This window comes from Nevskia sp., from assembly GCF_021732705.1.
GTDB lineage: Bacteria > Pseudomonadota > Gammaproteobacteria > Nevskiales > Nevskiaceae > Nevskia.
Map to the genome: position 1 here is coordinate 236,457 of NZ_JAKFUM010000002.1, position 25,415 is coordinate 261,871.

Here is a 25,415-nt window from a genome sequence, read left to right on the forward strand (position 1 = left end):
GCGCCAGCACGCAGCGACGCAAAAAAGCCGCGCCGATCTCCTCGATCGGCGCGGCTTTTTTCATGGCCGGTGCGCGGCGCGGCTACTCGCGCCGCAGGATCCGGTCGACCAGCTGGTTGGCCCAGAAATTCGACTTGAACGAGGCGCGCACGGCCGCCGCGTCGTAGTGATTGGCGACCCAATCGCGGAACGTGGCACCCGGGTGGGCGTCGCGCCAGTCGCGCCAGCTGTAGAAGAACTGATCGAGCACGCCGGTCTTCGCGGCCTTGATGTGGCCGTGACGCCAGAAGTCCATCTGCCGCATCGCGCTTTCCACCGGCTCGCCGCGCATCATCAGCCAGATCGTCGACACCAGCCCGGCACGGTCGGCGCCGGACTTGCAGTGGATCAGCAGCGGCTTCGGCAGGCTCTCGAGCAGATCCATGATCGTCAGCACCTGTTCGGCCTTCGGCTCGCTGCGGGAGGCGATCGGGAAATGCACGAGCGTCAGGCCGATGCGCTTGCAGGTGTCCCATTCCAGCTGGTTCGAGCCGAGATGGGTCTCGTTGCCGCGCAGGCTCAGCACGGTCTTGATGCCGGCGCGCTTCGCCGCGCGCAACTGATACGGCATCGGGTGCCCGCAGCGATGCAGTTCCGGCGTCACCGCCAGCCGCGTGTTGTAGATGAAGCGGAACAGCGAGTGATCGACGAAAAGCATGTTGAGCCAGGCCTTCACGCGCGCCCAGCCACGGAGCAGCGGGACGTCCGGCGGCGGCAGCGGTTGCTGGCTCATGCGCGAACTTCCAGCGCGGCAGCGACGGCTTCCAGATCGGCTTCGGTATCGACGCCACGCGGTGGCGGCACGGCCGAGATGCCGACGCGAATGCGCAGGCCCGCTTCCAGCGCGCGCAGCTGTTCCAGCGCTTCGCACTGTTCGAGCGACGACACGGGCAGCCCGCTGAACCGGCGCAGCGCCCCGACGCGATAGGCGTACAGGCCGATGTGGCGGAACGCGAGCCCGGCCGGCAGCGGCGAAGTCGGGCTCGTCCCTTCCCGCTTCCACGGAATCGGCGCGCGCGAGAAATACAGCGCGTGACCGTTCGCGGACATCACCACCTTGACGACATTCGGGTTCAGCCAATCCTGCAGCTCATGCAGCGGATGGCACAGCGTGGCGATGTCGGCCGTGGCATCGCTGGCGAGCAGCTGCGCGGCTTCGAGCACCATCGCCGCCGGCATCAGCGGCTCGTCGCCCTGCAGGTTGACGACGATGGTGTCGTCCGGCCAGCCGGCGGCGGTGGCGATCTCGTTGACGCGATCGGTGCCGGACTGATGCGCCGGATCGGTCATCCGCACGTCGGCGCCGAACGCTGCGCAGGCGGCGCGGACTTCCGCGTCGTCGGTCGCGATGATCACGGCATCCGGCGCGGCATCGGGCATCGTCATGGGGCCGACGACGGCGCGCGCGGCTTCCCAGGTCCATTGCACCAGCGGCTTGCCGGACAGCGTGCGGAGCACCTTGCGCGGCAGGCGGGTCGAGCCGAGCCGCGCCGGAATCACGATTCGGAACGGCGGTGGAGCAGCCACGCTCACTTCAGTTCGTCATCGCCGAGCGGGCGCGCTTCTTCCTCGAGCATCACCGGAATGCCGTCGCGCACCGGGTACGCGAGGCGCGAGGCCTTGCACCACAGCTCCTGCACGTCCGGATGCCAGGTCAGCGGCCCCTTGGTCACCGGGCAGACGAGAATGTCGAGCAAGCGCTTGTCCATGGATTCAGTCAGGTTTCAGTGAGGTGTCAGTGAGATCTTGCGGGGGAGACCGGACAGCAATTTTCGCACATGCGCCGTGTCGGCCTCGCCGAACCGCGCTTCCGCCGGCACGCACCACAGGCCTTGGCGCGCGAACGCCGCGCACTTCACTGCGTCCTTCTCGGTCATCAGCACCGGCAGGTCGTCACCGAACGCAAGATCGCTCGGGACGTAACGATGGTGATCCGGGAACGGTTGCGGAATGACGACAAGGCCCTGCGCTTCCAGCGCCGCGAAGTAGCGCGGCGGATGACCGATGCCGGCAACGGCGTGCACGGTCCGCCCGGCGAAGGCCGACAGCGCGCGCGCGTCGCCATCGACCAGCGACAGTGCGTTCTCGATGACCAGCTGCATCGCGAACTGCGGCCGGCCGTGCGCCGGCAGCGGCGATCGCAGCGTGCCGTTGACGATCACGGCATCGACGCTCGCCAGACGCGATGGCGCATCGCGCAGCGGCCCGGCTGGCAGCCGCGCGCCATTGCCGAGCCCGCGCGCGCCGTCGACGACGCAGAATTCAAGATCGCGCGCCAGCCGGTGATGCTGCAGGCCATCGTCGGCGATCAGCAGATCGACCCCGTCTTCTTCGATCAGCAGCCGCGCCGCCGCCACCCGATCCGGTGCCACCGCCACCGGCACGCGCGTGCGCCGCGCGATCAGCGCCGGCTCGTCGCCGCAGGCGGCGGGATCGCTGCTCGCGGTCACCCGCAGCGGGTACTGCGCGGCTCGTCCGCCGTATCCGCGGCTGATCACGCCGGGCCTGAAGCCGAGGGCGAGCGCCTGCTGCACCAGCCAGATCGTCACCGGCGTCTTGCCGGTGCCGCCGACGCTGAGGTTTCCGACCACGATCACCGGTACCGGCAGCCGCACGGCTTGCGCCCGTGTCGTCGCCGCGATGCGATCGGCGATCAGGCCGTACAGCGCGGCCAGCGGCCGCAGCGGCAGCGGCGCGGGTTCCGTCGAATACCAGCGCTGTTCGAGCCACGCCTTCACGCCGCAACCGGCTCGTCCCGGAACTGCAGCCGATGCAGCGCCGCGTAGGCGCCATCGCGGGCGATCAGTTCGGCATGCGTGCCCTGCTCGACGATGCGGCCCTGATCCATCACCACGATGCAGTCCGCGCTCTGGATCGTCGACAGCCGATGGGCGATCACCAGGGTCGTGCGGCCACGCATCAGTTCGGTCAGCGCCTGCTGGATCGCGCGTTCGGATTCGGTATCGAGCGCGCTCGTCGCCTCGTCCAGGATCAGGATCGGCGCGTCCTTGTACAGCGCGCGGGCAATGGTCAGGCGCTGCTTCTGGCCGCCGGACAGGTTCGCGCCATCCTGCCCGAGCACGGTGTCGAGCCCCTGCGGCAGCGCGGCGATGAATTCCCAGGCATGGGCGCGGCGCGCGGCCTGCTCGATGCGCTCGCGGCTGACGTTCTCGCTGCCGTAGGCGATGTTGTCGGCGATGGTGGCGTTGAACAGCACGATGTTCTGATCGACCAGCGCGATCTGCCGCCGGAGATCGCTCAGCCGATAGTCGCGCGCGTCGAAGCCATCGAGCAGCACGCGGCCGGCGCGCGGCTCGTAGAAGCGCGGAATCAGCGACAGCAGGGTCGACTTGCCGCTGCCGGAGCGGCCGACGAAGGCCACGGTCGAACCCGGGGTGACGTCGAGCGTCACGCCGGCGAGCGCGTCGCGGCCGTCCGCGTCATACGCGAAACGCACGTCGTCGAAGCGCAGCGCGCCATTGGCGCGGGCCAGCGCGCGCGTGCCGCTGTCCTGCTCGACCGGCGTGTCGAGAAAGCGGAACAGGTCGGCACCGGCGACGAGGCCGCGCTGCAGGCGCTCGCTGATGCCGGTCATCGAGGCCATCGGAGCGCGCAGGCTCAGCATCGCGGCGATGAACGAGGCGAACGTGCCGGCGGAGACCGTCTCGATCATGCCCGGCGCGGTCGCGACATAGACCAGCATCGCCACGCCGATGGCGGCGATCACTTCCAGCGCGCTGTTGCTGGCGGCACCGCTCGCGGTCATCTTCAGGCTCTGCCGGCGCAGGTAGTCGTCCATGCGGCGGAAGGCGTCGAGCACCACTTTCTCGCCGCCGTAGAGCTTCAGGATCCGGCGACCGGTGATCGCTTCGTCGGCCGAATGCGTGATGCCGCTGACCGAGTTCTGCACGCGGGCGGACAACTTCCGGAAGCGCCGGTTGACCCAGGTGATCGAGCCGCTGACCAGCGGCGCGATGATCAGCGTGAACAGCGCCAGCTTCCAGCTGGTCCAGAACATCAGGCCGAGCAGCCCGAGCGCCGACAGGCCGTCCTTGATGATCGAGGTCAGCACGCCGGTGGCGCTGTCGGCGACCTGCCCGGCGTGATAGGTCAGCTGCGTCTGCAGATCGGCATTGCGCGCCTTGTCGTGATGCGTGACCGGCACCAGCAGCAGGTGCTCGAACACCTCGCAGCGCAGCCGCGACACCACCCGCTGGCCAACGGCGGCGATGCCGTAAGCGGCGGAAAAGCCGGCCAGCCCGCGGAGCAGGAAGATGCCGAGAATCGCGAACGGCATGATCGCGATCACCTTCGGATCACGCTCGACGAAGATCGAATCGATCAGCGGCTTGATCAGCCGCACGAAGGTGATGTCGGTGGCGGCGAACGTCACCATGCCGATGACGGCGAGCAGGAACAGCCGCCAGTGCGGCGCGCCGTAGCGCAGCAGACGGCGCCAGACGGCCGATGGACGATAGGGGTCGCGATTCGCGGCAGGAGCACTCATCGCGAAATGGTAGCAGTCGCGTTCCGTCGTCTAAGATCGCCCTGCCGCGCGCGGCCGTGATCACGGGTGCCGAGCGCCCGCGGCCGCCGCGTCCCGCCCACCGTCATTCGCCGCCCTCCACCAGGAACCGCCATGTCCAGCCCCCCGGCACCCAGCGCTGCCAAGACGCTGTTCGAAAAGATCATCGCTCGCGAGATTCCGGCGACGATCGTCCATGAGGACGATCTCTGCATCGGGATCCGCGACATCAATCCGACCGCGCCCGTCCACATCCTGCTGATTCCGAAGAAGCCGATGCCGCGCCTGTGCGACGCCGTGCCCGAAGATCAGGCCCTGCTCGGCCACCTGATGCTGAAGGCCACGGCGATTGCCGAGGCCGAAGGCTATGGCGACGCCTATCGCCTCGTCGTCAACAACGGCGCCGCGGCAGGACAGAGCGTGTTCCATCTGCACCTGCACATCATCGCCGGCCGCCCGCTGAAGTGGCCGCCGGGCTGAGCGGACCGACGAGCACCGGCCCCGAGGAGGCCCACGCGCCATGACGCGATCGATCACCCGCCGCTGGCTTCCCGTGCTGGCCGTCATCGGCATCGTCCTGGGCCTCGCTGCCTGCAGCAGCGCCACGCTCGATGGCCCCGGGCCGGCGCTGCGCATCACGCAGTCCGATCTCGATCAGGCGCTGCGCTGCATCACGCCCAGCGCCGCGGCGCCGGCCACGCCCAGCGGGCGCAACCCGGTGCTGCTGATCCACGGCACCGGGATCACCGCCAGCGAAAGCTGGGACGGCAACTATGCGTCCACCCTGCCCGCGCTCGGCTACGCGACCTGCACCGTGCAGTTGCCGAACCGTGCGCTGGATGACATCCAGCTTGCCGCCGAATACGTCGTCGCCGCCGTGCGCCAGCTGCGCCGCGACCACGGCCGGCGAGTCAATCTGCTGACCCACAGCCAGGGCGCGCTCGAAGCGCGCTGGGCCCTGAAGTACTGGCCGGACATCGCCGGTGCCGTCGACGACTTCGTGTCGATGGCCGGCTCCAATCACGGCACGCCGACCGCGGACGTCATCTGCCTGCAGACCATCGCCGCCTGCACGCCGGCGATCCAGCAGCAGCGCCCGAACGCCAATCTGCTGGCGGCACTGAACGCCAACGAAAGCGTGCCGGCCGGTGTTTCGTACACCAGCCTCTACAGCCTGACCGACGAGATCGTCACCACCCTGCCGCCGAACTACTCGCCGGCGGTCAATGGCGCGACCAACCTCCTGATCCAGAGCCTGTGCCCCGCCCGGCTCGTGACCCATCTGCAGTTCCTGACCAGCGGCGCGGTCTATTACGCCGTGCTCGATGCCTTCGAGCATGACGGCCCGGCCGATCCCGCGCGGATCGATACCGCCACCGCCTGCCTGAGCCTGTCCGCGCCCGGCGTGCAGCTGAACGACTATCTCGCCGCCAACGGCACCAGCTATCTCGCGGCGCTGCTGTCGGTCGCCACCGGTCGCGGCGCCGAAGAACCGCCCCTGCAGGCGTACGCCGCACCGCGCTGACCGCCTTCGCGGCATCGATTCCATAACCACAAAAGCACTTCGAGGAGAAACCATGTCATCCACCGCCCACCGCGCGATCCGTCGCGCGCTGCTGTCCACCGTGCTGGTCGCGGCACCCGCGTTCGCCGCCGATCCCGCCCCTGCCGCCGGCCTGACCGGCTGCCCGCCGTTCGAAGAACTGCGCAAGCAGGAAAGCGAGAAGATCGCGGCGAAGGAGGTCAAGACACCGGAAGCGAAGCCGACGAAGCCGGAGCTGCGTGCCGAACTGCTGGCCATGAAGGACAAGGACCAGCAGGCCCGCGCCAATGCCGCCGCCAACGCCAAGGCCAATGGCGGACGCCCGGAAACCGCGCTGATCCTCGCGATCTTCCAGGCCGATCAGGACAACACCCGGCGCATGCGGGAACTGGTCGATGCCGGCGAGTTCCCGAATGCCGCGCAGGTCGGTCGCGATGGCATTCGCGCCGCGTGGCTCGTTGCCCAGCACGCCGACAAGGATCCCGAACTGCAGCAGAAGCTGCTGAAGCTGCTGGAACCGCTGGCTGCCAAGGGCGAGATCGTGCCGCAGGATTTCGCGATGCTGGTCGATCGCGTCAACACCACGCAGGGCAAGCCGCAGGTCTACGGCAGCCAGTTCCGCTCGGTCGGCGGCATCAGCCATCCGCAGCCGATCGACGACGCAGCCGGCCTCGAGAAGCGCCGTGCCGATGCCGGCCTGATCCCGATGCGCGACTACGGCTGCCTGCTGCAGCAGTTCCACGGCATTCCGGTGGATCTCACGCCGCACGCCAGCGTCATCCGCTGAACCCGTGCCGGGCGAATCGCGTGACGATCCGCCCGGCTTCTCTTCTCTTGCCAACCGTGACCGACACCCTCGCATGAGCGACGACGCCCGCGCCCGCTACCCGCACTTCCTCGCCATTCCCACGCGCTGGAAGGACAACGACGTCTACGGCCACGTCAACAACATCGACTACTACTCGTTCTTCGATACCGTCATCAATCACTATTTGATCCGACACGGCCAGCTCGACATCCACCGTGGCGCGGTCATCGGCTTCGCCGCCGAATCGCACTGCAAGTACCTGAAGTCGCTGGCCTATCCGGAAGTGGTCGATGCCGGCCTGCGGGTCGCGAAGCTCGGCAATTCCAGCGTCCGCTATGAAGTCGGCCTGTTCCGCGAAGGCGATCGTGAGCCTGCCGCCGAAGGCTGGTTCGTGCACGTCTTCGTCGACCGCGAAACGCAGAAATCCCGCCCGATTCCGGAGGCCATCCGCAGCGCGCTGACCGCGCTGCTGGTCCCGTCCGCCACGCCCTGACCCCCCGCCGAACCCGACTCTCGCCATGATCAAGACCCGCGCCGCCGTCCTTCGCGAAATGGGCCTGCCGGCTCCGTATGCCGTCTCCAGGCCACTGCAGATCGACACCATCGACCTCGCCCCGCCCGGCCCCGGCGAACTACTGGTCAAGGTCACTGCCGCCGGCCTGTGCCACTCGGACCTCAGCGTGATCGACGGCACCCGCCCGCGCGTGATGCCGATGGCCCTCGGCCATGAAGCCGCCGCCACCGTCGTGGAGTGCGGCGCAGGCGTTTCCGGCTACCAGCCGGGTGATGCCGTCGTGTTCTCGTTCGTCCCTGCCTGCGGCCACTGCCAGCCCTGTGCCACCGGCCGCGCAGCGCTATGCGAACCGGGTGCGAAGGCCAACGTCGCCGGCACCCTGCTCAGCGGCGCGCGACGACTCAAGTTCCCGAATGGAGGCGTCGAGATCAATCACCATCTCGGCGTGTCGGGCTTCGCCGAATACGCCGTGGTCGCCGCCGCATCCGCGGTCAAGATCCGCCCCGGCCTCGCGCCGGAGATCGCCGCGCTGTTCGGCTGCGCCGTGCTGACCGGCGTCGGTGCCGTGGTCAACACCGCCAGGGTCACCCCCGGCTCGACCGTCGCGGTCTTCGGCCTTGGCGGCGTCGGCCTCGCCGCCCTGCTCGGCGCCCGCGCCGCCGGCGCCGGCACCATCGTCGCAATCGACCTGCTGGACTCGAAACTCGAACTGGCGAAATCGCTCGGTGCCACGCACGTCATCAACGCGAAAACGTCGGCCGATGTCGTCGCCGCAATCCGCGAAGCCACCCATGGCGGCGCCGAGTTCTCATTCGAAAGCGTCGGCAACGAACGGGTGCTGCAACAGGCCTACGCCGCCACCGCGCGCGGCGGCACGACCGTGACGATGGGCCTGCCACACCCGTCCAAGCAGTTCACGATCCCGGCCGTCAGCCTGACCGTGGAAGAGCGGACGGTGAAAGGCTCCTACATGGGCTCCGCCGTGCCCAGCCGCGATATCCCGCGCTTCGTTGCGATGTACGACGCAGGCCTGCTGCCGGTGGATCGCTTGCTGACACACCGCTTGCGGCTGGAGGACATCAACGAGGGGTTTGATGTGCTGGCGCGGGGCGAGGCGGTGAGGCAAGTGCTGGTGTTCTGATCGCCCGAGTGTTTATACGTTGCAAATACGGTCGAATTGGCCTCGGCACATGATTGCTGAAGGCATCTAGAGCCGCCTGAACAAGGATCGGCCGATGACCATCGCTAGGCTGCGCATCCCGGTCAAAATCGTCGAATCGCTGAAGGAACCACCTCCCAAGCCCAGTTACAGCGGCAAGCAAGTACTGCTGAAAGACTGTATTAGCGAATGCCTGTGCCGTGATGAAACCAAGTGTTTCTTCGCGTCGGTAGAGCAGTCAGCGGATGCCTTGCGAAAGCCCGACGCACCAAATGGTTGCTGGGAGATACGCCGCGAGATTTGGCCGCTCGAAAAAGCTAAATTATTTGAACCCGGCCTATTAAATCTCGGAGCCTGCTCCCTTAGGTTCGTTCCTATTTTTGGATGGCTAGGATCGCTCACGAGTCGTGCGGTAGGATAGCTAATTGCCACCACTACAAGAGGTAAATGTATGAGCTCTGGTGATCAAAGAGATATTAACGCTGTATTTACTCCTCGCAGGAATGATGTCAATGCGAAAATGTATGTAGACAGAGCAGATCTTGAAAAAGCTCTAACCAACGCAGTTAGCCGCTCTACACACTTGTTGCTCTTCGGCGAGAGCGGCAATGGAAAGTCTTGGCTCTACAAAAGAGTTCTTGAGATAAATAAAATTAATTACGTAGTCGCCAATTGCGCAAACGCGTCAATGAAGAGATCGCTCGTGGCAGAAATATGCTCCGTCGCACTACCGTCTGGGACTGCTATAAAGACATCGTACAGTGAAAAAAAAGGTGCGGAAGTAAAAGCATTTGGATTCGGCGGAAACCTAGGCCACGAAGAAAAATATGATGTCAAACAGCCCGATCCTCTGTATTCCGCATTTGAGGCTCTGTACTCATCCGCTAACGGTAAAACGTCTGTCATCGTATTTGATAATTTAGAACAAATATTTTCTTCTTCCGAATTAATGGCGGAACTTGCAAGCCTGATAATTTTGTTAGATGACTCTCGATATGCCAAGCTAAATGTAAAGTTTTTGATTGTGGGAACGCCAACAGGAATTCTTGATTACTTTCAAAAATCACCCAATATGGAGTCAGTTGCAAACAGAGTCACAGAATTGCCAAAAGTAGATTGTCTTAGCCATAGTCAAGTTCACCAACTAGTACATAAAGGGTTTGTTTTACTGCTGCAAGCGAGGATAAGTGCAACACAAGTAGATGATTTAGCCTCGCATATTTTTAACGTCACTCTTGGTGTTGCACAACGCGTGCACGAGTACTGTGAAACTCTTGCATATCTAATGCGGGATAGAAACTGGAACTACGAAGCTACTTATCTAGCTCAGGCTGATAAAGTTTGGCTAATGAATGGGCTTCGGCAATCCTATTCAGTGGTCGAAACTCATCTTAATAGCAAGAACACGGCGATTGCACGAAAAAATCAAGTTATATTTTCGATTGGCAAGGTTACCTCGCATCAATTTGACAGTAGCAGTATTGAAGGCTTAATCAATAGCCATTTTCCTGAGACTGTCCCAAATACAAATATGGGTTTGGGATCTATATTAGGAGAGTTATCGAAAGGCGAGACTCCGCTTTTAGTAAAAAACTTAAAAACAAATCAGTACAGAGTTAAAGATCCTCGATTTGTAATGTGTATTAGAGTAATGCTTTACAAGGATCGCGCCGGTCGAGTCGCTCGCAAACAATTTACTGCCTCGTAAACTGATCGCCGAGCGAACCCTCCGCGATCAGTAACGTAACGTTCGCTCTGCGCACGCTGCAGTAGTGCCACGAGACGAGGCTGCGCCGCAGAACGAGCGTCGGAGCCTCGGACCGCCCGGCTGGCCCGATCAACCCGCGGTGAACACCCGCTCCTCGGTCCGGCGCATGGTTTCCCGCAAGCCGCTGTTCGATTCGATGAAGCGCAGCGGATTCCGGATCAGCAGGCTGCGCGAGTTTTCCGCCAGCACGCGGCTTTCGAGATAGCGGGCGCTGCGCTTGTCGTCCTTCGTGGCCAGCTGACTGCGGCCGAGCTTGCGAGCCGCCGCGTCGCGATAGATGACATGGGACCGTTCGAACCATTCTGCGAGGCCTACGCGGATGGCGCCGCGCAGATGGCTGACGCTCCCGGCTTTCTCGCCGAGCAGCCGGCCCATGGTGCGGACGGCGGTCGCGAATTCGGCCTTGAGGCCGGGCTTGCCGTTTTCGGCTTCGGAATCGGCCTTGTTGAAGCAGGCCGGCAGGCTGCTGGTGTCGGCGAAGGCTTCCATCAATTCGCCGCTGAGCCGGAAGGCATCCGGCAGCTTCACATCGCGGTCGATCAGGTCCCAGGAGTTGTGGCCGTTGATCAGCAGGTTGCCGGGCAGCAGATGCGCAGCTTCCTGACGGAACGCGTGCGCCGTCAATGGCGCATTGGCTGCGCCGCTGCCGGGCGCGGTGTCGATCGACAGCGCACTCGTCTTCTGCAGCCGTGCGGGACCGGCTGCGATCGAGGATTCGGTCCAGTGCTTGCCGAGCCAGACACGCGCGGCGGCAAACAGCAGCATCGCCTTGCAGACCGCTTCGGCCTTGGCGATGGCGACGTCCTGCGCCACGGCTTCGAGCCGGCCGTGTTGATCGAGCGTGCGGCCACCATGGCCATCATCGACCCAGTCCTTGAGATCGACGATCAGATCGGACTGGCTGTAGCTGAAGCTTCGAGTAGCCATGGCATTCATGCCTCGTGCGGCAGGTGGATGGGCACGCGTGACGTCGATGCAACCGCGCAAACGGTAAACCGGGCGGCTGGGCTTTTGCCAGTGACGTGATGTGACAGGGCGTGCCTGCGCTGAGCGCGCGACGCGTCGTCGCGCCGGAATCGCCCAGCGCTTGTGCGCGGCGCACGCGTTGATGGCGCTGCGCAAGAAAAAGGCGGGGTTGCCCATCGGCAATCCCGCCTCGGTCCATCAACCGCGTCGGGCGATCAGACCGGCAACTGCATGTCCGCCACCATCGCCGACAGGAAGCGCGTGGCTTCGCCGCCGGTGACGCAGCGGTGGTCGAAGCTGACGGAGAGCGGCACGATCTTCGAGATGACGATCTGGCCGTTGACCGGCACCACGGCGTCGCGGATCGAGCCGGCGGCAACGATCGCGACGGTCGGCGGCACGATCACCGGCGTGGCGTATTTGCCGCCGAAGCGGCCGAAGTTCGACAGGGTGATGGTGTAGCCGCGCAGTTCCTCGGCCGGCACATTCCGGCTGCCGACGGCTTCCTTCATCTTGATGAGACCGGCGCGCAGCGAGTCCGGGCTGCGGCTGGCCACGTCCTGCAGCACCGCCACGAACAGGCCTTCCGGGGTGTCGACGGCCACGCCGAGGTGGATCTTCTCCAGCACGCGACGGCCGATCTCGGCCTGGTCGTACCAGGCGTTCAGCGACGGCTGCGCCTTGACGCCGGCGACCAGCGCGCGGATCAGGCGGATGGTCAGGTCCTGCTTGCCTTCCCACGCATGCAGCACCGCGTCGTCGGTGACGGTGGTCGGCATCACTTCATCGCGGGCCTGCGCCATGCTCAGCGCCATCGCCTTGCGCGGGCCACGCAGCTTTTCCATCGGGCCGACGTCGGTCAGGATCTTGTGCACGCGCTGCACGTCCGGCGCGGTGATCATGCCGTCCGGGCCGCTCGGCGTGACGATGGTCAGATCGACGTTCAGGCGATGCGCCAGTGCGCGCACGGCCGGCGTCACCTTGATGCCGGCGGCGGTGCCGACGGTGGTGGCCTTCTCGGCGACAACATCGTTGCTGCTCTTCATCGCGCCGACGACGGTGCCGGTATCGGTGATCGCGCCCGTGCGCGCACCGCCGTGGTCGACCACTGCCGCCGGTGCGGCTTCGGCGGCGGCATCGCCTTCGAATTCGACCAGCGGCTTGCCGACATCCATCGTGTCGCCGACCGCGCCGAACAGCTTCTTGATGACGCCGGCCTGCGGGCTCGGCACTTCGACGACGGCCTTCGCGGTTTCGACCGCGAGCAGCGGCTGGTCGACGGCGACGGTGTCGCCGACCTTGACGTGCCACTCGCGGATATCGGCTTCCTGCAGGCCTTCGCCCAGATCGGGGAGTTTGAAAATGCTCATGTGTTTCGGATTCCTGAATGCTTGAATGGGGCGGCGGCTTACTTCGGCGCGATGTCGAACACCTTGCGCACTTCGCGCAGGATGCGGTCGACATCCGGGATGTAGACGCGCTCCTGCTTGGCGAGCGGCATCACGGTGTCGTAACCGGCCACGCGCATCACCGGGGCGAACAGGGTCAGCAGGCCGTGTTCGGCAAGATTCGCCGCCACTTCGCTGGCCCAGCCGCCGGCGCGCGGCGACTCGGAGACGATCACGCAGCGGCCGGTCTTGGCCACGCTTTCGAGGATCGTGTCCATGTCCAGCGGCTTGAGCGTGGCGATGTCGACCACTTCGGCGCTGATGCCTTCTTCGGCAAGACGGTCGGCCACGAGCCGCGTGTCGTGCATCATCGCGCCCCAGCTGACCAGCGTGATGTCGGTGCCTTCGCGGTCGATGAAGCAGGTATCGAGCGGCAGCGCTTCGCCGGTGTCTTCGACCGGCTGCTTGAACAGGCGATACAGGCGCGTCGGTTCGAGGAAGATCACCGGGTCCGGGTCGCGGATCGCGGCCAGCAGCAGGCCGTAGGCGCGCGTCGGACTGCTCGGCGACACCACGCGCAGGCCCGGCATGTGGGCGAAGGTCGTTTCCAGCGATTCCGAGTGGTGTTCCGGCGCGTGGATGCCGCCGCTGTTCGGCGCGCGGATCACCATCGGGCAGGTCAGGCGGCCGCGCGTGCGATTGCGGTAGCGCGTGGCGTGGTTCACGACCTGATCGACACAGGGATACAGGAAACCGGAGAACTGGATTTCGGCCACGGCCTTGATGCCCTGCGTCGACAGGCCGATCGCCATCGCGGCCACCAGGGTTTCGGCCAGCGGCGTGTCGATGACGCGATCCGGTCCGAACTCGTCGAGCAGACCGAGCGTGGCGCGGAACACGCCGCCGTTGCGGCCGATGTCTTCGCCGAGGACGACAACCTCGGCATCGCGGCGCATCTCGCTGGCCATCGCCAGGTTCACCGCTTCGATCATGGTGAGATTCGGCATGTCAGTGCCCTCCCACCGGGCCGCGCGCCGCCACTTCGTCGCGCTGCCATTCCAGCGACTTCGGCAGTCGTTCGTACAGGTGCTCGAAGATCGCCTCCGGCGCCTGCGGTGCGGTCTTGAGGAATTCCTGCGCCGTGCTTTCGGCAATGGCGGTGCCGTCGGCGATCAGGGCGTCTTCGTCGGCCGCGGTCCAGAAGCCCCGGGCTTCGAGATAGGCCTTGTAGCGCTTCACCGGGCAGCGATCCCAGGCATCGGTCACTTCCTGTTCCGGGCGATAGCGGCGGGCATCGTCGGCGGTGGTGTGATCGTGCAGGCGGTAGGTCAGCGCTTCGACCAGGCTCGGGCCTTCGCCGTTGCGCGCGCGTTCGATCGCGCGCTCGAGCACGAAGCGGGTGGCGATCACGTCATTGCCGTCGACCTGTTCGCCGCTGATGCCGCCGGCCAGGCCCTTCTGCGCGAAGGTCTGGGCGCCGGTCTGGCGGTGGCTCGGCATCGAGATCGCCCAGCCGTTGTTGTTGACGAGGAACACGATCGGCAGGTTCCAGACTTTCGCGGCGCTGACCGCTTCGTACCAGTCGCCCTTCGACGTGGCGCCGTCACCGCAGGACGCCAGCACCACGCGCTTCTCGCCGCGCAGCTTCATTGCGTAGGCCACGCCGATGGCATGCGGGATGTGTGTCGCGATCGGCACCGACAGCGGGAAATCGTGATGGCTCGGCGTGCCGGCCGGGTAATCCATGCCGCGCTCGTCGCCGCCCCAGTACTGCAGGATGCGCACCATCGGCACGCCGCGGGCGAACTGCGCGGCGTATTCGCGATAGGCCGGAATGAACACGTCTTCCGCCTTCAGCGCATGGCCGATGGCGACACCGATCGCTTCCTGACCCAGCACGGCGGCATAGGTGCCGAGCTGGCCGGTGCGCTGCAGCGCCACGGCCTTCTTGTCGAACAGGCGCGTGCGCACCATCAGTTCGTACAGCGCGCGAGCCTGTTCGCGATCCGTCGCGAAGGCGGGCGGTTCGGCGGCGAGCGTGCCGTCCGGGTTCAGGAATCGGGTGAGATAGATGTCGTAGCTCGCGACTTTCGTCGTCGCCGAGCCGGGTGAGGTGTCGGGAATCGTCAAGGGCTCCACCATAGGTTGTTGAGACCGCGCGATTGCGCGCGGCCTGCGATGGGCGGACGGTAGCACGCGATTTGGACCGCTTGAATTCACGCAGTGCAGCATTTGGCCGCTCGCGAACCCGGTCTTGATCGATGTCAGGAAGTCTTGTCGGATCAGCGATTTATGCGATCCGGCGGCGCCGTGGGACGGGCCGCGAAGCCCGATTGCCGAGTCAGGTCGAGGAATCGAGCCAGCCGCGGCGCCGGGCCAGCCGGAACAGCAGCACGTTGCACAGCGTGACGACGAGGGCGGCACCGAGCACGTCGCTGACGAAATGCCCGCCCTGGATGATGCGGCCGAGGCCGATCAGCCCGCCGAGCGCATAGCCGCCGATCAGCCAGCGCCGCCGCTGCGCCGGGAACAGCCACGCGCCGGTGATCCAGAAGAAACCGGCACCGGCATGGGAGCTGACGAACGAGCAGTTGCGCCGGCACTGGTCGCTGATCGCGCCGGGTGCAACGTAATGACCGCTGCCGCCGTAATCGACGATCTGCGACGGCCGCGGCCGACCCCAGTGATCCTTCAGCACCGGGTTGATGACGATGCCGGGACCGATCGCCAGTGCTGCCACTGCGAGCGCGGCGCGGTTGCGGGTGAGTCGCCGGGCCGGGTCGCGGGCGGCGTGAATGATCACGCCGAGCAAGGCGAGCACGACCGCGATCGTCAGCCAGCGCGTGCCGAGATAGACGAAGCGCACCGGGCCGGCATCGCGCCAGAAAAAGCCTTCCGCCGCCGTGTAGAACGCGCCGCTGGCGATCGGATCGATCAGCGGGCCTGCGACATGCAGCGCCGTGAATGCAAGCGCAGCAAGCGCCGCGATGACCGCCAGCGGCAGCGGCCTGGCGGCGGGCTGCGCCATCAGTAGCCCTTGAAGCCGGCCAGATGCCAGACGTGGAAATCGAGCGCGTAGTCGCGGTGGATCGCGATGTGGATCGGCTCGATTTCCGCGGCGCTGTCGAAGCGCTCGGCCATGCCGGGCGGCAGCGCACCGTCGCGGCTGACGAAGACGAAGCTGCGGCCTTCGAGGCCGGCGAGCGTCGTGCTCATCGCGTAGTAGTCGTTCGGAATGCGGCGCGGGTTCCACTTCAGCATCGCCCGCCCCGCAGCGCCGGCATAGAAGCGGGCTTCGGCGATCAGATCGCGCGCATCGCCGAGCAGGATCGCGTCCGGATGCGCCGCCTGCCGCGCAGCGAGGGCTGCGCCGTACTCGCGCCAGCCGCGCACGCGCTTGTTCAGCACATCGTTCTTGCGCGTCAGCTCGATGCCGGCGGTATCGGCGATGACATCGAAGTGATAGGCCAGCGCGCCGACGACGACGTTCAGCGCGATGGCGGCCTTGAGCAGCCGCATGCGCTGGGCCTCGAGCAGCCGGGCGACGACGAAGATCGTGCCGCCGACATAGGCCATCGCCGACCAGTTGGCGTTGGCGCGGCCGAGCAGCGACTGCGCGGTGATCGCGCCGAGGAACGGCAGCGCGAAGCAGGCCAGCAGGCGGTAGCGCTCGTCCCGCATCCAGCCACGCGCGGCGGCGAGCTGCACCAGCCAGGCGATGAACAGCACCGGCCCCATGATGCCCAGCTGACCGGCGACGAAATCGCCGAAGGACTTCCAGTTCAGGCCCTGATGGCCGCCGTTGACGCCGTTCTCCAGCCCGGAGATCTGCGCGGTGTGGGCCAGGGTCGGCCAGCCGTTCTGCGCATTCCAGACGAGGTTCGGCGCGAACACGAGGGCAGCGACCAGCATCGTCGCGTACAGCTTCGGATTCGCGAAATGCCGGCGCAGGCTCGGGCTGATCGCCAGGTGCAGCAGCACCGACACCGCGAAGATGCCCATCGTGTACTTGGTCAGCAGGCCGAGTCCGCTGGCGAGGCCGGCGGCCAGCCACCAGTGCCAGCGATCGTCGTCGAGCGCACGCAGGTAGGCGTACAGCGCGGCGGCCCAGCACAGGAACAGCGGCACGTCGGTCGAGATGATCGCGCTCGACAGCGCGACACCCGGCAGCGTGATGAAGGTGATCGCGGTCCAGAACGCGATGCGCGCACCGAACAGCCGCTGAGTGATCGCCCAGATCAGCAAGGTGGTCAGCGGATACAGCAGCAGCGCGCCGCTCTTCACGCACAGCGCGGTGTCGCCGCAGACCGCCGTGGTGCCGGCTATCACCGCCGCGATCATCGGCGGCTTCGAGAAATAGCCCCAGTCGAGTGCCTGCGACCAGGTCCAGTACTGCGCCTCGTCGACGTACAGGTCGAGCCCGCTGGCGGCGATCGCCAGCGCCCGGTACACGGTCAGCGCCAGCAGGATCGCGAGCAGCCACGGCAGGCCGCGGCGGTCGGACGGGTGCGGCGGCGGAGGGATCGGGGAGGCGGCCAAGACAGGGGATCGGGGCGGTGAAAGCTGGGGCATTCTAGCGGCGCGCTGTGGTCTAATCCGCGTCATGACCCTGATGATCCGACTTCGGCAGCCGTTGCCTGCCGTGCTTCACGTGTCCCCGTCCCCCGCCGCGCACGTGTTGTCGCGCGGGGTGCCGCCGGCATGAAGGCCCGCTACTACGAGTTGCTGCTCGGCCTGCGCTATACCCGCGCCAAGCGTCGCAACCACTTCATTTCGTTCATTTCGCTGGCCTCGATGCTCGGCATCGGGCTGGGCGTGGCGACCTTGATCGTCGTGCTCAGCGTGATGAACGGCTTCGAGAAGGAACTGCGTTCGCGCATCCTCGGCATGGCCTCGCATGCGACCATCTCCGGCAACAGCGAAGGCCTGCCGGACTGGCCGTCGGTCGCCGCGATGGCGATGCGCAACGGCAAGGTTGCCGGCACTGCGCCGTACATCGAAGGCGAGGCGCTGGTGAAGGTCGGCCCGGAAATCTCCGGCACCGTGATGCGCGGCATCCTGCCGGAAGAGGAAGCGAAGGTTTCCGAGATCGGCGTGCACATGCAGAGCGGGTCGCTCACCGACCTCAGGCCGGGCGAGTTCAACATCGTGCTCGGCTTCGAGCTGGCGCAGCAGCTCGGCGTGGTGCCGGGCGAAAAGGTCGACCTGATGATTCCGCAGCTCAGCGTCACGCCGGCCGGCGTGCTGCCGCGCTTCCGGCGCTTCAACGTCGTCGGCGTGTTCCGCATCGGCATGTACGAGTTCGACCGCGGGCTGGTGCTGATCCACATGGCCGATGCCGCTGCGCTGTATCGCCTTGGCGACAACGTCACCGGCGTGCGCCTGAAGCTGAACGACCTGTTCCAGGCGCCGAAAGTGGCGCGCGAAATCGCCGAAGCGACGCCCGGGGCCTTTTTCGTCAGCGACTGGACGCGCAGCCACGCGAACTTCTTCCGCGCCGTGGCGACCGAGAAGACGGTGATGTTCCTGATCCTGTCGATGCTGGTCGGCATTGCCGCGTTCAACATCGTCTCCACGCTGGTCATGGTGGTGCAGGACAAGCAGGCCGACATCGCCATCCTGCGGACGCTCGGCGCCACGCCGCGCTCGATCATGGCGGTGTTCATGGTGCAGGGCTCGGTGATCGGCGTGATCGGCACCGTGGTCGGCGTCAGTCTCGGCGTGCTGCTGGCGCTGAACGTGCAGACCCTGGTGCCACTGCTCGAAGCCGCGACCGGCCGCCAGTTCCTGTCGCCGGACATCTACTACATCAGCGACCTGCCATCGGACCTGAAGCTGGCCGATGTCGTGCAGATCAGCATCCTGTCGCTGGCGCTCGGCCTGCTGTCGACCCTGTATCCGGCGTGGCGGGCTTCGCGCGTGCAGCCGGCGGAGGCGTTGCGATATGAGTAGCGCGATGAATCCAGACATCGTCATCGCCTGCCACGGCCTTGCCAAAACCTTCGACGACGGTCGCCTGAACCTGACCGTGTTCGAGGGCATCGATCTCGAACTGCGCCGCGGGGATCGCGTGGCGATCGTCGGCTCCAGCGGCGCCGGCAAGAGCACCCTGCTGCACATCCTCGGCGGCCTCGATTCGCCGTCAGCCGGCACGGTGTCTGTGGCCGGGCGCGAAATGAGCGCGCTGAGCGATGCCGAACGCTCGCGCGTGCGCAATGCCAGCCTTGGCTTCGTCTATCAGTTCCACCATCTGCTGCCGGAGTTCACGGCGCAGGAAAACGTGGCGATGCCGCTGCTGATCCGGCGCACGCCGCAGGCGGAAGCGTACGCGACGGCAGCGCGGCTGCTGGAGCGCGTGGGCCTTGGCAAGCGGCTGGATCACAAGCCGGGCGAACTGTCCGGCGGCGAACGTCAGCGGGCGGCGGTGGCGCGGGCGCTGGTGACCAAGCCGGCCTGCGTGCTGGCTGACGAGCCGACCGGCAACCTCGACACGCGCACCGCCGAAACGGTGTTCGAGCTGATGCTGGAGCTGAACCGGGAGCTGGGCACCAGCCTGATCGTGGTCACCCACGACCTGAAGCTGGCCGCACGCATGGATCGCATCTGGTCGTTGCAGTCGGGCGGCCTCGTGCCGATAACCCCCGAACTGCTGGCAGCGGGTGCCCGGCCGGGCTGATTCCGCCCCGCTGCCCGGTGCCGCAGGACGCGGCACCCTCGCCGCCCCTTGGTCGCCGCTGCCGCTGGTCATCGCGTTCACGATTGGCGCGCTCGGCCTGCTGCAGTGGCCGTCAATCCCGTCCGTGCGGTGGCTGCTGCTGGCGCTGCCAGCGCTGCTGGTTCCAAAACCGTGGCGATGGCTGACGCTGGCCGTGATCGCCGGTGCGGCGCTGACCGCGATCCGGGCGCAATCCGTGATCGATGCGCGCTGGCCGGTCGAGCGCTTCGGCGAAACGCGCTGGGTCGAGGGGACGATCGCTGCGCTGCCGCAGGCCAGCGCGGGTGCTGCGATCGAGCCATCGGCAGCGACCGACAACCCGGGCGACGCGCCCGACACCCGCACCTGGCGCTTCCGCTTCGATCCCGCTGCCAATGCGCGGGCGGATGGCCTGCCGCCGCATGTCCGCGTTGCCTGGTATCGCAGCGACGAAACCCTGCGTGCCGGCGAGTGCTGGCGGCTGCGGCTGAACCTGCGCACGCCGCACGGCAGCGCCAATCCGGGCGCGTTCGACTACGAGGGCTGGCTGTTCCGGCAGGCGATCGGCGCAACGGCAACGGTGCGCGGCGCCGAGCGCTGTGCTGCGCATCACGGGTACTGGCTGCTGCGCGGGCGGCAGGCGTTCGCCGATCAATTGTCGACCTGGCTGCCGGGCCACCCCGCCCTGCCGATGGTCGCCGCGCTGACACTCGGCGACACCTCCGGGCTCGACGACGAGGACTGGCAGGCGTTCCGGCTGACCGGCACCACGCACCTCGTCGCGATCTCCGGCTTCAATGTCGCGATCGTCGCCGGCGTGATCTTTTTCCTGCTGCGCGGCCTGTGGCGCCGCTCGACGCGGCTGTGCCTGTGGCTGCCGGCGCCGCGGGCGGCCATGATCGGATCGGTGCTGGTCGCGCTGCTGTATGCGCTGCTGGCCGGCTTCGATCCGCCAGTGCAGCGCGCGGCGCTGATGTTGTTGCTGCTGGCATTGGCCGGATGGTGGGGCGGACTCGGTCAGCCGGCGCGCGCGCTGGCCCTGGCCTGGCTGATCATCGTCGCCGGCGATCCGCTCGTGCTGCTGTCGCCCGGCCTGTGGCTCAGCTTCTCGGCGGTCGCCGCGATCTTCTATGTCGCCGGCGGCCGGCTCGGCGCGGTGTCCGGCTGGCGCGCGGCGATTCAGGTGCAGTTGAGCTTAAGCCTGATGCTGGCGCCGCTCGCCCTGTTCTGGTTCCAGGGCACCAGCCTGACCGGGCCGCTGGTCAACCTGCTGGCGGTGCCGGCAGCGGCGGTGCTGACGCCGGCGCTGATCGGCGCGCTGCTGCTGGCCTGGGTCGTTCCGGTGATCGGCCTTCCGGTGCTGGGCGGCGTCGCCGACGTGCTGGCGTACTCGCAGGACGGCCTGATCGCGCTTGCGCAGGCCACGCCGCAGGCCTGGGCGGCGGCCAGTCCAGAAGCGGCGGCGCTGCTGCTGGCACTGATCGGCGCGCTGGCGCTGTTCGCGCCGGCTGCATTGCCGCTGCGCGTGTTCGGCGTGATCGCGTTCGCCGCCGTGCTGTTGCCGCCGCCACGCGCGGTCGATTCCGGCTTCCGGCTCACCGTGCTCGACGTCGGTCAGGGCCTGGCCGTGGTCGTCCAGACGCGCAATCACGCGCTGCTGTTCGACGCCGGCCCGGCCTACGCCGGCAGCTTCGATGCCGGGCGCGCGGTGGTGGTGCCGGTCCTGCTGCGCAATGGCGTGCGACGGCTCGATCGCCTGATCGTGTCGCACGGCGATCTCGACCATCGCGGCGGTGTCGATGCCGTGCTCGCCGCCATTCCCGCGACCCAGCGCAGCGGCTTTGGCAGCGATCAGCCCTGCGTGGCGGGCGACCATTGGCAATGGGATGGCGTCGCCTTCACCGTGCTGGCGGGGCCGGAACCGGGGCTGTCGGACAATGACGGCTCCTGCGTGCTGCGCATCGCGTTCGGGCAGCAGGCGGCGTTGCTGACCGGCGACATCGAGGCCGAAGCCGAAGCCCGGCTGCTGGCGCGCGAGTCGCCGGACGCGCTGCGGGCCGATCTGCTGGTGGCCCCGCATCACGGCAGCCGCACGTCGTCGAGTGCCGCGTTCATCTACGCGGTGCAGCCCAGGCTCGTGGTCTACAGCGCTGGCTGGCATCACCACTTCGGACACCCGGCCCGAGTCGTCGTCGATCGCTATGCCGAGCTTGATCTGCGTCAGGTTTCGACCGGCGACGACGGCGCGGTGGCTGTCAATTTCGGCATGACGAAATTACGCTTCGATCTATACCGACAGACGTCGCCGCGACTCTGGTCGACCCCCGCCGATCACGCGTGGTGGCCGCGACCGGATGTTGCGGAATGACGCAGCGCTGGCCGACACCGTGCACCATGAGGGCTTCCGATGATCCGCTTTTCTCGCCGCGCTGCCGCGCTGCTGCTGTTAACCGCCGCCCCGATGCTGGCATCCGCGTTGGCCGATCTCAGCGGCACCCGCACCGTCACGCTGCACGGCAATGGCGGCGAAAAGGTGGTGATCGGCAAGGTCACGTTCGCGCGCAATGGCGATGGCTACCGCTTCACCTACATGGCGGACAAGCAGGCGTTCGAGGAGCGCTTCCTGGCCATGCGGCCGTTCGGCTGTCTGGACGGCGAGACCGTCAGCCTGTGCCATTTTCCGTTCGCGTCGCCGCAGGTGATCACCGCCAGCGACCTGACCGATCTCGAATACCAGTTCATGTTCCTGCAGAAACCGCGCGCCTCGGTCAGCCTGAACCCGGATGCCGGCGTGTACTACGAAATGAAGCTGGTCGACGGCCACATCGAGGGCGTGCTGAAGGAAGTCGACATGGGGCCGATCGTCGCCCCGGAAGGCAAGCAGGCGCGGCCGATCAAGCGCGAAGACCTGTTTGCCGTCGACACGAGCGGCAAGTGGCTGCCGCGCCTGACGATTGACTGACGATCGACTGACGATCGACTGACCCCCGCTGTGGCAGTGGCGCCGCTGGCGCGGACAGGCCGCGATCAGGCGGCCTGCGCGGCCCATCCGCAAGATTCGGTGCCGCCCGCGGTCAGCGGGCCGGCAGCCGGACTTACCAGAGCACCTTCGGCCAGTTGCGCTGGCCATCGGCGATGAACTGCTCGCGCTCGGCAAGCCATTCCGTGCGGGTATCGAGGTCGTAGTTCAGGTACAGCTTGCCGTCGACCACCGACCAGGCTTCCGGATCGGTCTTGGCCGTGTAGTTGTGCGAGACCGCGTACGCGCAGTAGCCGCCGAACTGAGGCGCGTACTGCTCCGGCGCGGCACGGAACAGGTCGCGATGTTCAGCCGACGCGAACAGCCAGCGCGCGCCATTCCATTCCTCCGCGAACTCGGGCGAGCCTTTGACCGGCTTCTGGTCGGTGAAGTACGCCACGGCGTCATAACCGCCGATGGCCGCGCCATTGGCCACATGCACCGACTGCGTCGCGAACATCCCGATCGATCGCAGCCCGAGCACGACCGCCACAGCCAGCACGGCCACGACACCAACGCCAACCCACAGTTTCTTTTTCATGAATTTTCCCTGATCAGTGAATGTTCCCGGGCCTTGCCCGGCGTAGGGCTACGCCATCCGGCAGTGCCCCGCTGGCGCCAAGCCCACCGCAAGAACGTGGAACGATGATCCAGTATATGCATGCTGCATGCATTTTACCAGCAGCGAGCACCGCGTGGCGTCGGTTTCGGTGCTGGATCGGCAATACGGGCACCCGCGTGCTGGCGCAGGAACCCCGGCGTCGACCCGGTGCCGCGCGTCAGTCGTCCAGCGGACAGTTTGCGCAAGCGCGCTCGTCGCACAGGCGGCAGATCGTGAACGCCCGCCGGGTGTCGGTGCCGCGCAGCGACTTCAGCAGCACTTCGGCGATCGTGGCCAGCTGCTCGCGCTGCGTCGGCGACAGCACGGTGACCGCCTTGTCCAGCGCGGTCTGCCGGCCCGCCAGCAGCTTGCGTCGGCGTCGCGCGCCGGCGTCGGTGAGATGCAGGGCCACGGCCCGGCCATCGCTGGCGGCGCGACGTTCGACCAGTCCGGCAACGACCAGCCGATCCACCAGCCGCACCGTGCCCGGATGCGAAAGCCGCAGCAGTCGCGCGAGAAAATCGATGGAGCAACCGGGCGCATGACCGATGGAGACCAGCGCGGCCGGCGCTTCCCCGCCGATCTCGGTCCGGGCTTTCGCGTCGTCGTGGATTTCGTCCGCGAGCGCCACGGCCAGGGCACCCAGCAGGTTGCCGGTGCGCGCGCTCAGCGTCGCCTCGTCCAGATCCGGTTCCATGGTCCGCTCCCATATGTATGCGGCCTGCATACTACAAGAAGCGTGGGAAGCGCCTGCGACTCGTCCATGGACGCGCCGGCGTGGCGGACGCCGGCTGGCGGGTCGGCGGCGGTGCGGCCGACGACTGCCGCCGACGGCCGCGCGATCAGCGAACGATCAGAGAATCGTCGGGTTCGGCGCGTCGCCATAGACGGCGACCGGGTCGAACATCTTTTCGCTTTCCTCGAACTTCAGCACCCGCTTGAAGTCGCCATCGGCTTCGCTGGCACCGGTCGGAATCGAGCGATAGAAGCACGAGCGATAGCCGACGTGGCAGCTGGCATCGCCCGGGATTTCGACGCGCAGCCAGACCGCGTCCTGATCGTCGTCGATGCGCATCTCGACCACCTTCTGCACCAGGCCGGAAGTCGCGCCCTTGTGCCACAGCACCTTGCGCGAGCGGCTGTAGTAGTGCGCTTCGCCGGTGACGATCGTGCGCTTCAACGCTTCGGCGTTCATGTAGCCGAGCATCAGCACTTCGCCGGTCCTGGCCGCCGTGGTGACGCAGGCGATCAGGCCGTGCTCGTCGAACTTCGGCGCCAGGTCATGGCCTTCCTCGACCTGCTCGATGGTCTTGCGCGCCTCGAACGCGACATCGCCGGTCGCGGTGCTGACGGAAGCGGGAGTGGCGGGGTTCGAAGCGGCAGTCATGGCAATCTCAGCGGTGAACAGGCCCGAAACGGAGCCGGCGGGCGGCGATTATAAACGCGCCGCCCGCACCATCCGCCGCCGACCGCCGCCGCTGCCGCGAAATCGCGGCGCCGATCCGGCGCCTGCCGAGCCGACTACCGCGGTTGCCGCCCTCAGTTCTCGACCTGGCGGCCGGGCGAGTACCGGTCATCGCGACGATCCTGCTGGGTCGGCGGCGTCGGCGGTGTCTGCTTCGGCGGTCGCGTGCCGTTCGGCGGGAAGCCCGGCGGCAGACGCGGCGGCGCGTCCTGCTGCGGACCGCCCGATCCACCGGGACCCGGACCCGGCGGCGGGCCCGGACGAGGCTCGGGGCGCGGACCCTGCGGCGGATACTGGCGCGGCGGCGGCGGTGGCGGCGGCTCGGTCGAGCGGTCATAGATCGGCGGCGGCGGACGGCTGCCGCCACGACCGCCACCACTGTTGCCACCGTCGCGGTCCGGGCCACGATCGTACGGATTGCCGTTCCCCGGCGGCGTCGGGCGCGGCGGGTAGCCGTACGGCAGCGGCGGCGTGCGGCCGGGCGACTGCGGACGATCATCCGGATCGCGCGGCGGACGCCGCGGCGGGTTCGGATCACCCGGAATCGGCGGCTCCGAGTACGGCGGACGCTGGCCATGATCGCGGTCACGATCGTGATAGCGGTCGTCGTTGCGGTCCGGACGGTACGGCCGGCCGCGGTAGTAGCCGCCGTTCGGTCCGTAATACGGCCGGCCATCGTAGTAGCCGCCGCTGTAATAGAAGCCGCCGTAATAGCCCGGCGAGTAGTAGCCGGGGCCGTAGTAGCCCGGACCGTAATAGCTTTCCGGGTAGCCGTAGGACTCGTATCGGTACTCGCTGTAGCCGCCGCCCTGCACCTCGTCGTAGTCGCGGCCGTCGTCGTAGACCTCGTACGGCGCGCAGGCGCTGACCAACGCGGCAAAGCCAAGGAGAGCGGCGATACGGGCAGTCACGGCGGTTCTGTTCAT

Annotated in this window: 26 protein-coding genes; 11 read left to right on the plus strand and 15 right to left on the minus strand. The window is 66.8% G+C overall.

The genetic code is table 11. The features are described 5' to 3' along the window. Window positions 1-82: 82 nt before the first annotated feature. The 5 genes from QZ951_RS01510 to msbA are packed head-to-tail and all read right to left on the minus strand — an operon-like array spanning window position 83 to window position 4,546. Window positions 83-772 (minus strand): sulfur transferase domain-containing protein, encoded by a 690-nt coding sequence (locus QZ951_RS01510; protein ID WP_292997808.1) that lies wholly within the window; start codon window positions 770-772, stop codon window positions 83-85. Beyond that, a complete protein-coding gene (gene kdsB / locus QZ951_RS01515) occupies window positions 769-1,566 on the minus strand; it encodes a 3-deoxy-manno-octulosonate cytidylyltransferase (RefSeq protein ID WP_292997810.1) in 798 nt (265 codons plus the stop codon). The genes QZ951_RS01510 and kdsB overlap by 4 nt, the downstream gene beginning before the upstream one ends. Before the next feature lie 2 nt (window positions 1,567-1,568). Then, window positions 1,569-1,748 (minus strand): Trm112 family protein, encoded by a 180-nt coding sequence (locus tag QZ951_RS01520; protein WP_292997812.1) that lies wholly within the window; start codon window positions 1,746-1,748, stop codon window positions 1,569-1,571. Window positions 1,749-1,763: 15 nt separating this feature from the next. Then, window positions 1,764-2,777: a tetraacyldisaccharide 4'-kinase gene (lpxK, locus tag QZ951_RS01525; protein ID WP_292997814.1), complete on the minus strand. Its 1,014-nt coding sequence runs from the start codon at window positions 2,775-2,777 to the stop codon at window positions 1,764-1,766. After that, window positions 2,774-4,546 (minus strand): lipid A export permease/ATP-binding protein MsbA, encoded by a 1,773-nt coding sequence (msbA, locus tag QZ951_RS01530; protein ID WP_292997816.1) that lies wholly within the window; start codon window positions 4,544-4,546, stop codon window positions 2,774-2,776. Before msbA ends, lpxK begins: the two co-directional genes overlap by 4 nt. A gap of 132 nt (window positions 4,547-4,678) precedes the next feature. Here msbA and QZ951_RS01535 point away from each other — a divergent pair, with 132 nt between their 5' ends. The 7 genes from QZ951_RS01535 (at window position 4,679) to QZ951_RS01565 (ending at window position 10,296) form a co-directional block, all read left to right on the plus strand. Beyond that, window positions 4,679-5,044 (plus strand): histidine triad nucleotide-binding protein, encoded by a 366-nt coding sequence (locus tag QZ951_RS01535; protein WP_292997818.1) that lies wholly within the window; start codon window positions 4,679-4,681, stop codon window positions 5,042-5,044. A gap of 40 nt (window positions 5,045-5,084) precedes the next feature. Then, a complete protein-coding gene (locus QZ951_RS01540; RefSeq protein ID WP_292997820.1) occupies window positions 5,085-6,089 on the plus strand; it encodes an alpha/beta fold hydrolase in 1,005 nt (334 codons plus the stop codon). A 52-nt stretch (window positions 6,090-6,141) separates the two neighbouring features. Then, complete coding sequence (locus QZ951_RS01545) at window positions 6,142-6,894, plus strand: DUF6624 domain-containing protein (RefSeq protein ID WP_292997822.1); 753 nt, start codon at window positions 6,142-6,144, stop codon at window positions 6,892-6,894. Window positions 6,895-6,967: 73 nt separating this feature from the next. Then, window positions 6,968-7,408 (plus strand): thioesterase family protein, encoded by a 441-nt coding sequence (locus QZ951_RS01550; protein ID WP_292997824.1) that lies wholly within the window; start codon window positions 6,968-6,970, stop codon window positions 7,406-7,408. Between the two features lie 28 nt (window positions 7,409-7,436). Then, entirely contained in the window at window positions 7,437-8,570 is a 1,134-nt protein-coding gene (locus QZ951_RS01555; protein ID WP_366943778.1) for a zinc-dependent alcohol dehydrogenase family protein, read from the plus strand. A gap of 94 nt (window positions 8,571-8,664) precedes the next feature. Further along, window positions 8,665-9,009, plus strand: a complete 345-nt coding sequence (locus QZ951_RS01560) for a hypothetical protein (RefSeq protein ID WP_292997828.1) — start codon at window positions 8,665-8,667, stop codon at window positions 9,007-9,009. A 30-nt stretch (window positions 9,010-9,039) separates the two neighbouring features. After that, window positions 9,040-10,296 carry an ATP-binding protein gene (locus tag QZ951_RS01565; protein ID WP_292997830.1) on the plus strand — a complete coding sequence of 419 codons (1,257 nt, stop codon included), beginning with the start codon at window positions 9,040-9,042 and terminating at the stop codon, window positions 10,294-10,296. Window positions 10,297-10,425: 129 nt separating this feature from the next. Here the strand turns inward: QZ951_RS01565 and QZ951_RS01570 are convergent, their stop codons facing one another. The 6 genes from QZ951_RS01570 to QZ951_RS01595 form a co-directional block, all read right to left on the minus strand. Further along, a complete protein-coding gene (locus tag QZ951_RS01570) occupies window positions 10,426-11,283 on the minus strand; it encodes a hypothetical protein (protein WP_292997832.1) in 858 nt (285 codons plus the stop codon). A 254-nt stretch (window positions 11,284-11,537) separates the two neighbouring features. After that, window positions 11,538-12,692 carry a dihydrolipoamide acetyltransferase family protein gene (locus QZ951_RS01575; protein ID WP_292997834.1) on the minus strand — a complete coding sequence of 385 codons (1,155 nt, stop codon included), beginning with the start codon at window positions 12,690-12,692 and terminating at the stop codon, window positions 11,538-11,540. A 38-nt stretch (window positions 12,693-12,730) separates the two neighbouring features. Beyond that, the gene (locus QZ951_RS01580; protein ID WP_292997836.1) at window positions 12,731-13,717 is read right to left on the minus strand and encodes an alpha-ketoacid dehydrogenase subunit beta; all 987 of its coding nucleotides are present in this window, start codon (window positions 13,715-13,717) and stop codon (window positions 12,731-12,733) included. A 1-nt stretch (window position 13,718) separates the two neighbouring features. Next, window positions 13,719-14,834 carry a pyruvate dehydrogenase (acetyl-transferring) E1 component subunit alpha gene (pdhA, locus tag QZ951_RS01585; protein WP_366943779.1) on the minus strand — a complete coding sequence of 372 codons (1,116 nt, stop codon included), beginning with the start codon at window positions 14,832-14,834 and terminating at the stop codon, window positions 13,719-13,721. A gap of 217 nt (window positions 14,835-15,051) precedes the next feature. After that, the gene (locus tag QZ951_RS01590; RefSeq protein ID WP_292997840.1) at window positions 15,052-15,738 is read right to left on the minus strand and encodes a phosphatase PAP2 family protein; all 687 of its coding nucleotides are present in this window, start codon (window positions 15,736-15,738) and stop codon (window positions 15,052-15,054) included. Next, the gene (locus QZ951_RS01595; protein WP_292997842.1) at window positions 15,738-17,249 is read right to left on the minus strand and encodes a glycosyltransferase family 39 protein; all 1,512 of its coding nucleotides are present in this window, start codon (window positions 17,247-17,249) and stop codon (window positions 15,738-15,740) included. Before QZ951_RS01595 ends, QZ951_RS01590 begins: the two co-directional genes overlap by 1 nt. Window positions 17,250-17,411: 162 nt before the next feature. Between QZ951_RS01595 and QZ951_RS01600 the strand changes: the two genes are divergently transcribed. From QZ951_RS01600 to QZ951_RS01615, 4 genes are read left to right on the plus strand one after another with little or no spacing between them, the layout of a single operon-like run. Continuing rightward, a complete protein-coding gene (locus QZ951_RS01600) occupies window positions 17,412-18,662 on the plus strand; it encodes a lipoprotein-releasing ABC transporter permease subunit (RefSeq protein ID WP_292997844.1) in 1,251 nt (416 codons plus the stop codon). Between the two features lie 4 nt (window positions 18,663-18,666). Further along, window positions 18,667-19,386 carry a lipoprotein-releasing ABC transporter ATP-binding protein LolD gene (lolD, locus tag QZ951_RS01605; protein WP_292997846.1) on the plus strand — a complete coding sequence of 240 codons (720 nt, stop codon included), beginning with the start codon at window positions 18,667-18,669 and terminating at the stop codon, window positions 19,384-19,386. After that, the gene (locus QZ951_RS01610; RefSeq protein ID WP_292997848.1) at window positions 19,370-21,772 is read left to right on the plus strand and encodes a DNA internalization-related competence protein ComEC/Rec2; all 2,403 of its coding nucleotides are present in this window, start codon (window positions 19,370-19,372) and stop codon (window positions 21,770-21,772) included. Before lolD ends, QZ951_RS01610 begins: the two co-directional genes overlap by 17 nt. A 39-nt stretch (window positions 21,773-21,811) precedes the next feature. Further along, window positions 21,812-22,366: a hypothetical protein gene (locus QZ951_RS01615; RefSeq protein ID WP_292997850.1), complete on the plus strand. Its 555-nt coding sequence runs from the start codon at window positions 21,812-21,814 to the stop codon at window positions 22,364-22,366. A 133-nt stretch (window positions 22,367-22,499) separates the two neighbouring features. Here the strand turns inward: QZ951_RS01615 and QZ951_RS01620 are convergent, their stop codons facing one another. From QZ951_RS01620 to QZ951_RS01635, 4 genes are all read right to left on the minus strand, one after another. Further along, window positions 22,500-22,883 (minus strand): YHS domain-containing (seleno)protein, encoded by a 384-nt coding sequence (locus QZ951_RS01620; RefSeq protein WP_366943780.1) that lies wholly within the window; start codon window positions 22,881-22,883, stop codon window positions 22,500-22,502. Window positions 22,884-23,202: 319 nt separating this feature from the next. Next, window positions 23,203-23,721 (minus strand): MarR family transcriptional regulator, encoded by a 519-nt coding sequence (locus tag QZ951_RS01625; RefSeq protein ID WP_292997854.1) that lies wholly within the window; start codon window positions 23,719-23,721, stop codon window positions 23,203-23,205. Between the two features lie 156 nt (window positions 23,722-23,877). Then, window positions 23,878-24,411 carry a phosphoribosyl-AMP cyclohydrolase gene (gene hisI / locus QZ951_RS01630; RefSeq protein WP_292997856.1) on the minus strand — a complete coding sequence of 178 codons (534 nt, stop codon included), beginning with the start codon at window positions 24,409-24,411 and terminating at the stop codon, window positions 23,878-23,880. A gap of 152 nt (window positions 24,412-24,563) precedes the next feature. Beyond that, a complete protein-coding gene (locus QZ951_RS01635; protein WP_292997858.1) occupies window positions 24,564-25,400 on the minus strand; it encodes a hypothetical protein in 837 nt (278 codons plus the stop codon). Window positions 25,401-25,415 lie beyond the last annotated feature (15 nt).

What these genes read in the sequence shown, in the direction of transcription:
- QZ951_RS01565 (WP_292997830.1), top strand. Translation starts at nt 9,040, where the DNA reads ATGAGCTCTGGTGATCAAAGAGATATTAACGCTGTATTTACTCCTCGC.
- QZ951_RS01570 (WP_292997832.1), bottom strand. Translation starts at nt 11,283, where the DNA reads ATGGCTACTCGAAGCTTCAGCTACAGCCAGTCCGATCTGATCGTCGAT.
- QZ951_RS01600 (WP_292997844.1), top strand. Translation starts at nt 17,412, where the DNA reads ATGAAGGCCCGCTACTACGAGTTGCTGCTCGGCCTGCGCTATACCCGC.
- lolD (WP_292997846.1), top strand. Translation starts at nt 18,667, where the DNA reads ATGAATCCAGACATCGTCATCGCCTGCCACGGCCTTGCCAAAACCTTC.
- QZ951_RS01560 (WP_292997828.1), top strand. Translation starts at nt 8,665, where the DNA reads ATGACCATCGCTAGGCTGCGCATCCCGGTCAAAATCGTCGAATCGCTG.
- QZ951_RS01615 (WP_292997850.1), top strand. Translation starts at nt 21,812, where the DNA reads ATGATCCGCTTTTCTCGCCGCGCTGCCGCGCTGCTGCTGTTAACCGCC.
- QZ951_RS01510 (WP_292997808.1), bottom strand. Translation starts at nt 772, where the DNA reads ATGAGCCAGCAACCGCTGCCGCCGCCGGACGTCCCGCTGCTCCGTGGC.
- QZ951_RS01620 (WP_366943780.1), bottom strand. Translation starts at nt 22,883, where the DNA reads ATGTTCGCGACGCAGTCGGTGCATGTGGCCAATGGCGCGGCCATCGGC.
- QZ951_RS01535 (WP_292997818.1), top strand. Translation starts at nt 4,679, where the DNA reads ATGTCCAGCCCCCCGGCACCCAGCGCTGCCAAGACGCTGTTCGAAAAG.
- hisI (WP_292997856.1), bottom strand. Translation starts at nt 24,411, where the DNA reads ATGACTGCCGCTTCGAACCCCGCCACTCCCGCTTCCGTCAGCACCGCG.
- QZ951_RS01625 (WP_292997854.1), bottom strand. Translation starts at nt 23,721, where the DNA reads ATGGAACCGGATCTGGACGAGGCGACGCTGAGCGCGCGCACCGGCAAC.
- QZ951_RS01590 (WP_292997840.1), bottom strand. Translation starts at nt 15,738, where the DNA reads ATGGCGCAGCCCGCCGCCAGGCCGCTGCCGCTGGCGGTCATCGCGGCG.
- QZ951_RS01575 (WP_292997834.1), bottom strand. Translation starts at nt 12,692, where the DNA reads ATGAGCATTTTCAAACTCCCCGATCTGGGCGAAGGCCTGCAGGAAGCC.
- QZ951_RS01550 (WP_292997824.1), top strand. Translation starts at nt 6,968, where the DNA reads ATGAGCGACGACGCCCGCGCCCGCTACCCGCACTTCCTCGCCATTCCC.
- msbA (WP_292997816.1), bottom strand. Translation starts at nt 4,546, where the DNA reads ATGAGTGCTCCTGCCGCGAATCGCGACCCCTATCGTCCATCGGCCGTC.
- QZ951_RS01520 (WP_292997812.1), bottom strand. Translation starts at nt 1,748, where the DNA reads ATGGACAAGCGCTTGCTCGACATTCTCGTCTGCCCGGTGACCAAGGGG.
- QZ951_RS01540 (WP_292997820.1), top strand. Translation starts at nt 5,085, where the DNA reads ATGACGCGATCGATCACCCGCCGCTGGCTTCCCGTGCTGGCCGTCATC.
- QZ951_RS01580 (WP_292997836.1), bottom strand. Translation starts at nt 13,717, where the DNA reads ATGCCGAATCTCACCATGATCGAAGCGGTGAACCTGGCGATGGCCAGC.
- QZ951_RS01545 (WP_292997822.1), top strand. Translation starts at nt 6,142, where the DNA reads ATGTCATCCACCGCCCACCGCGCGATCCGTCGCGCGCTGCTGTCCACC.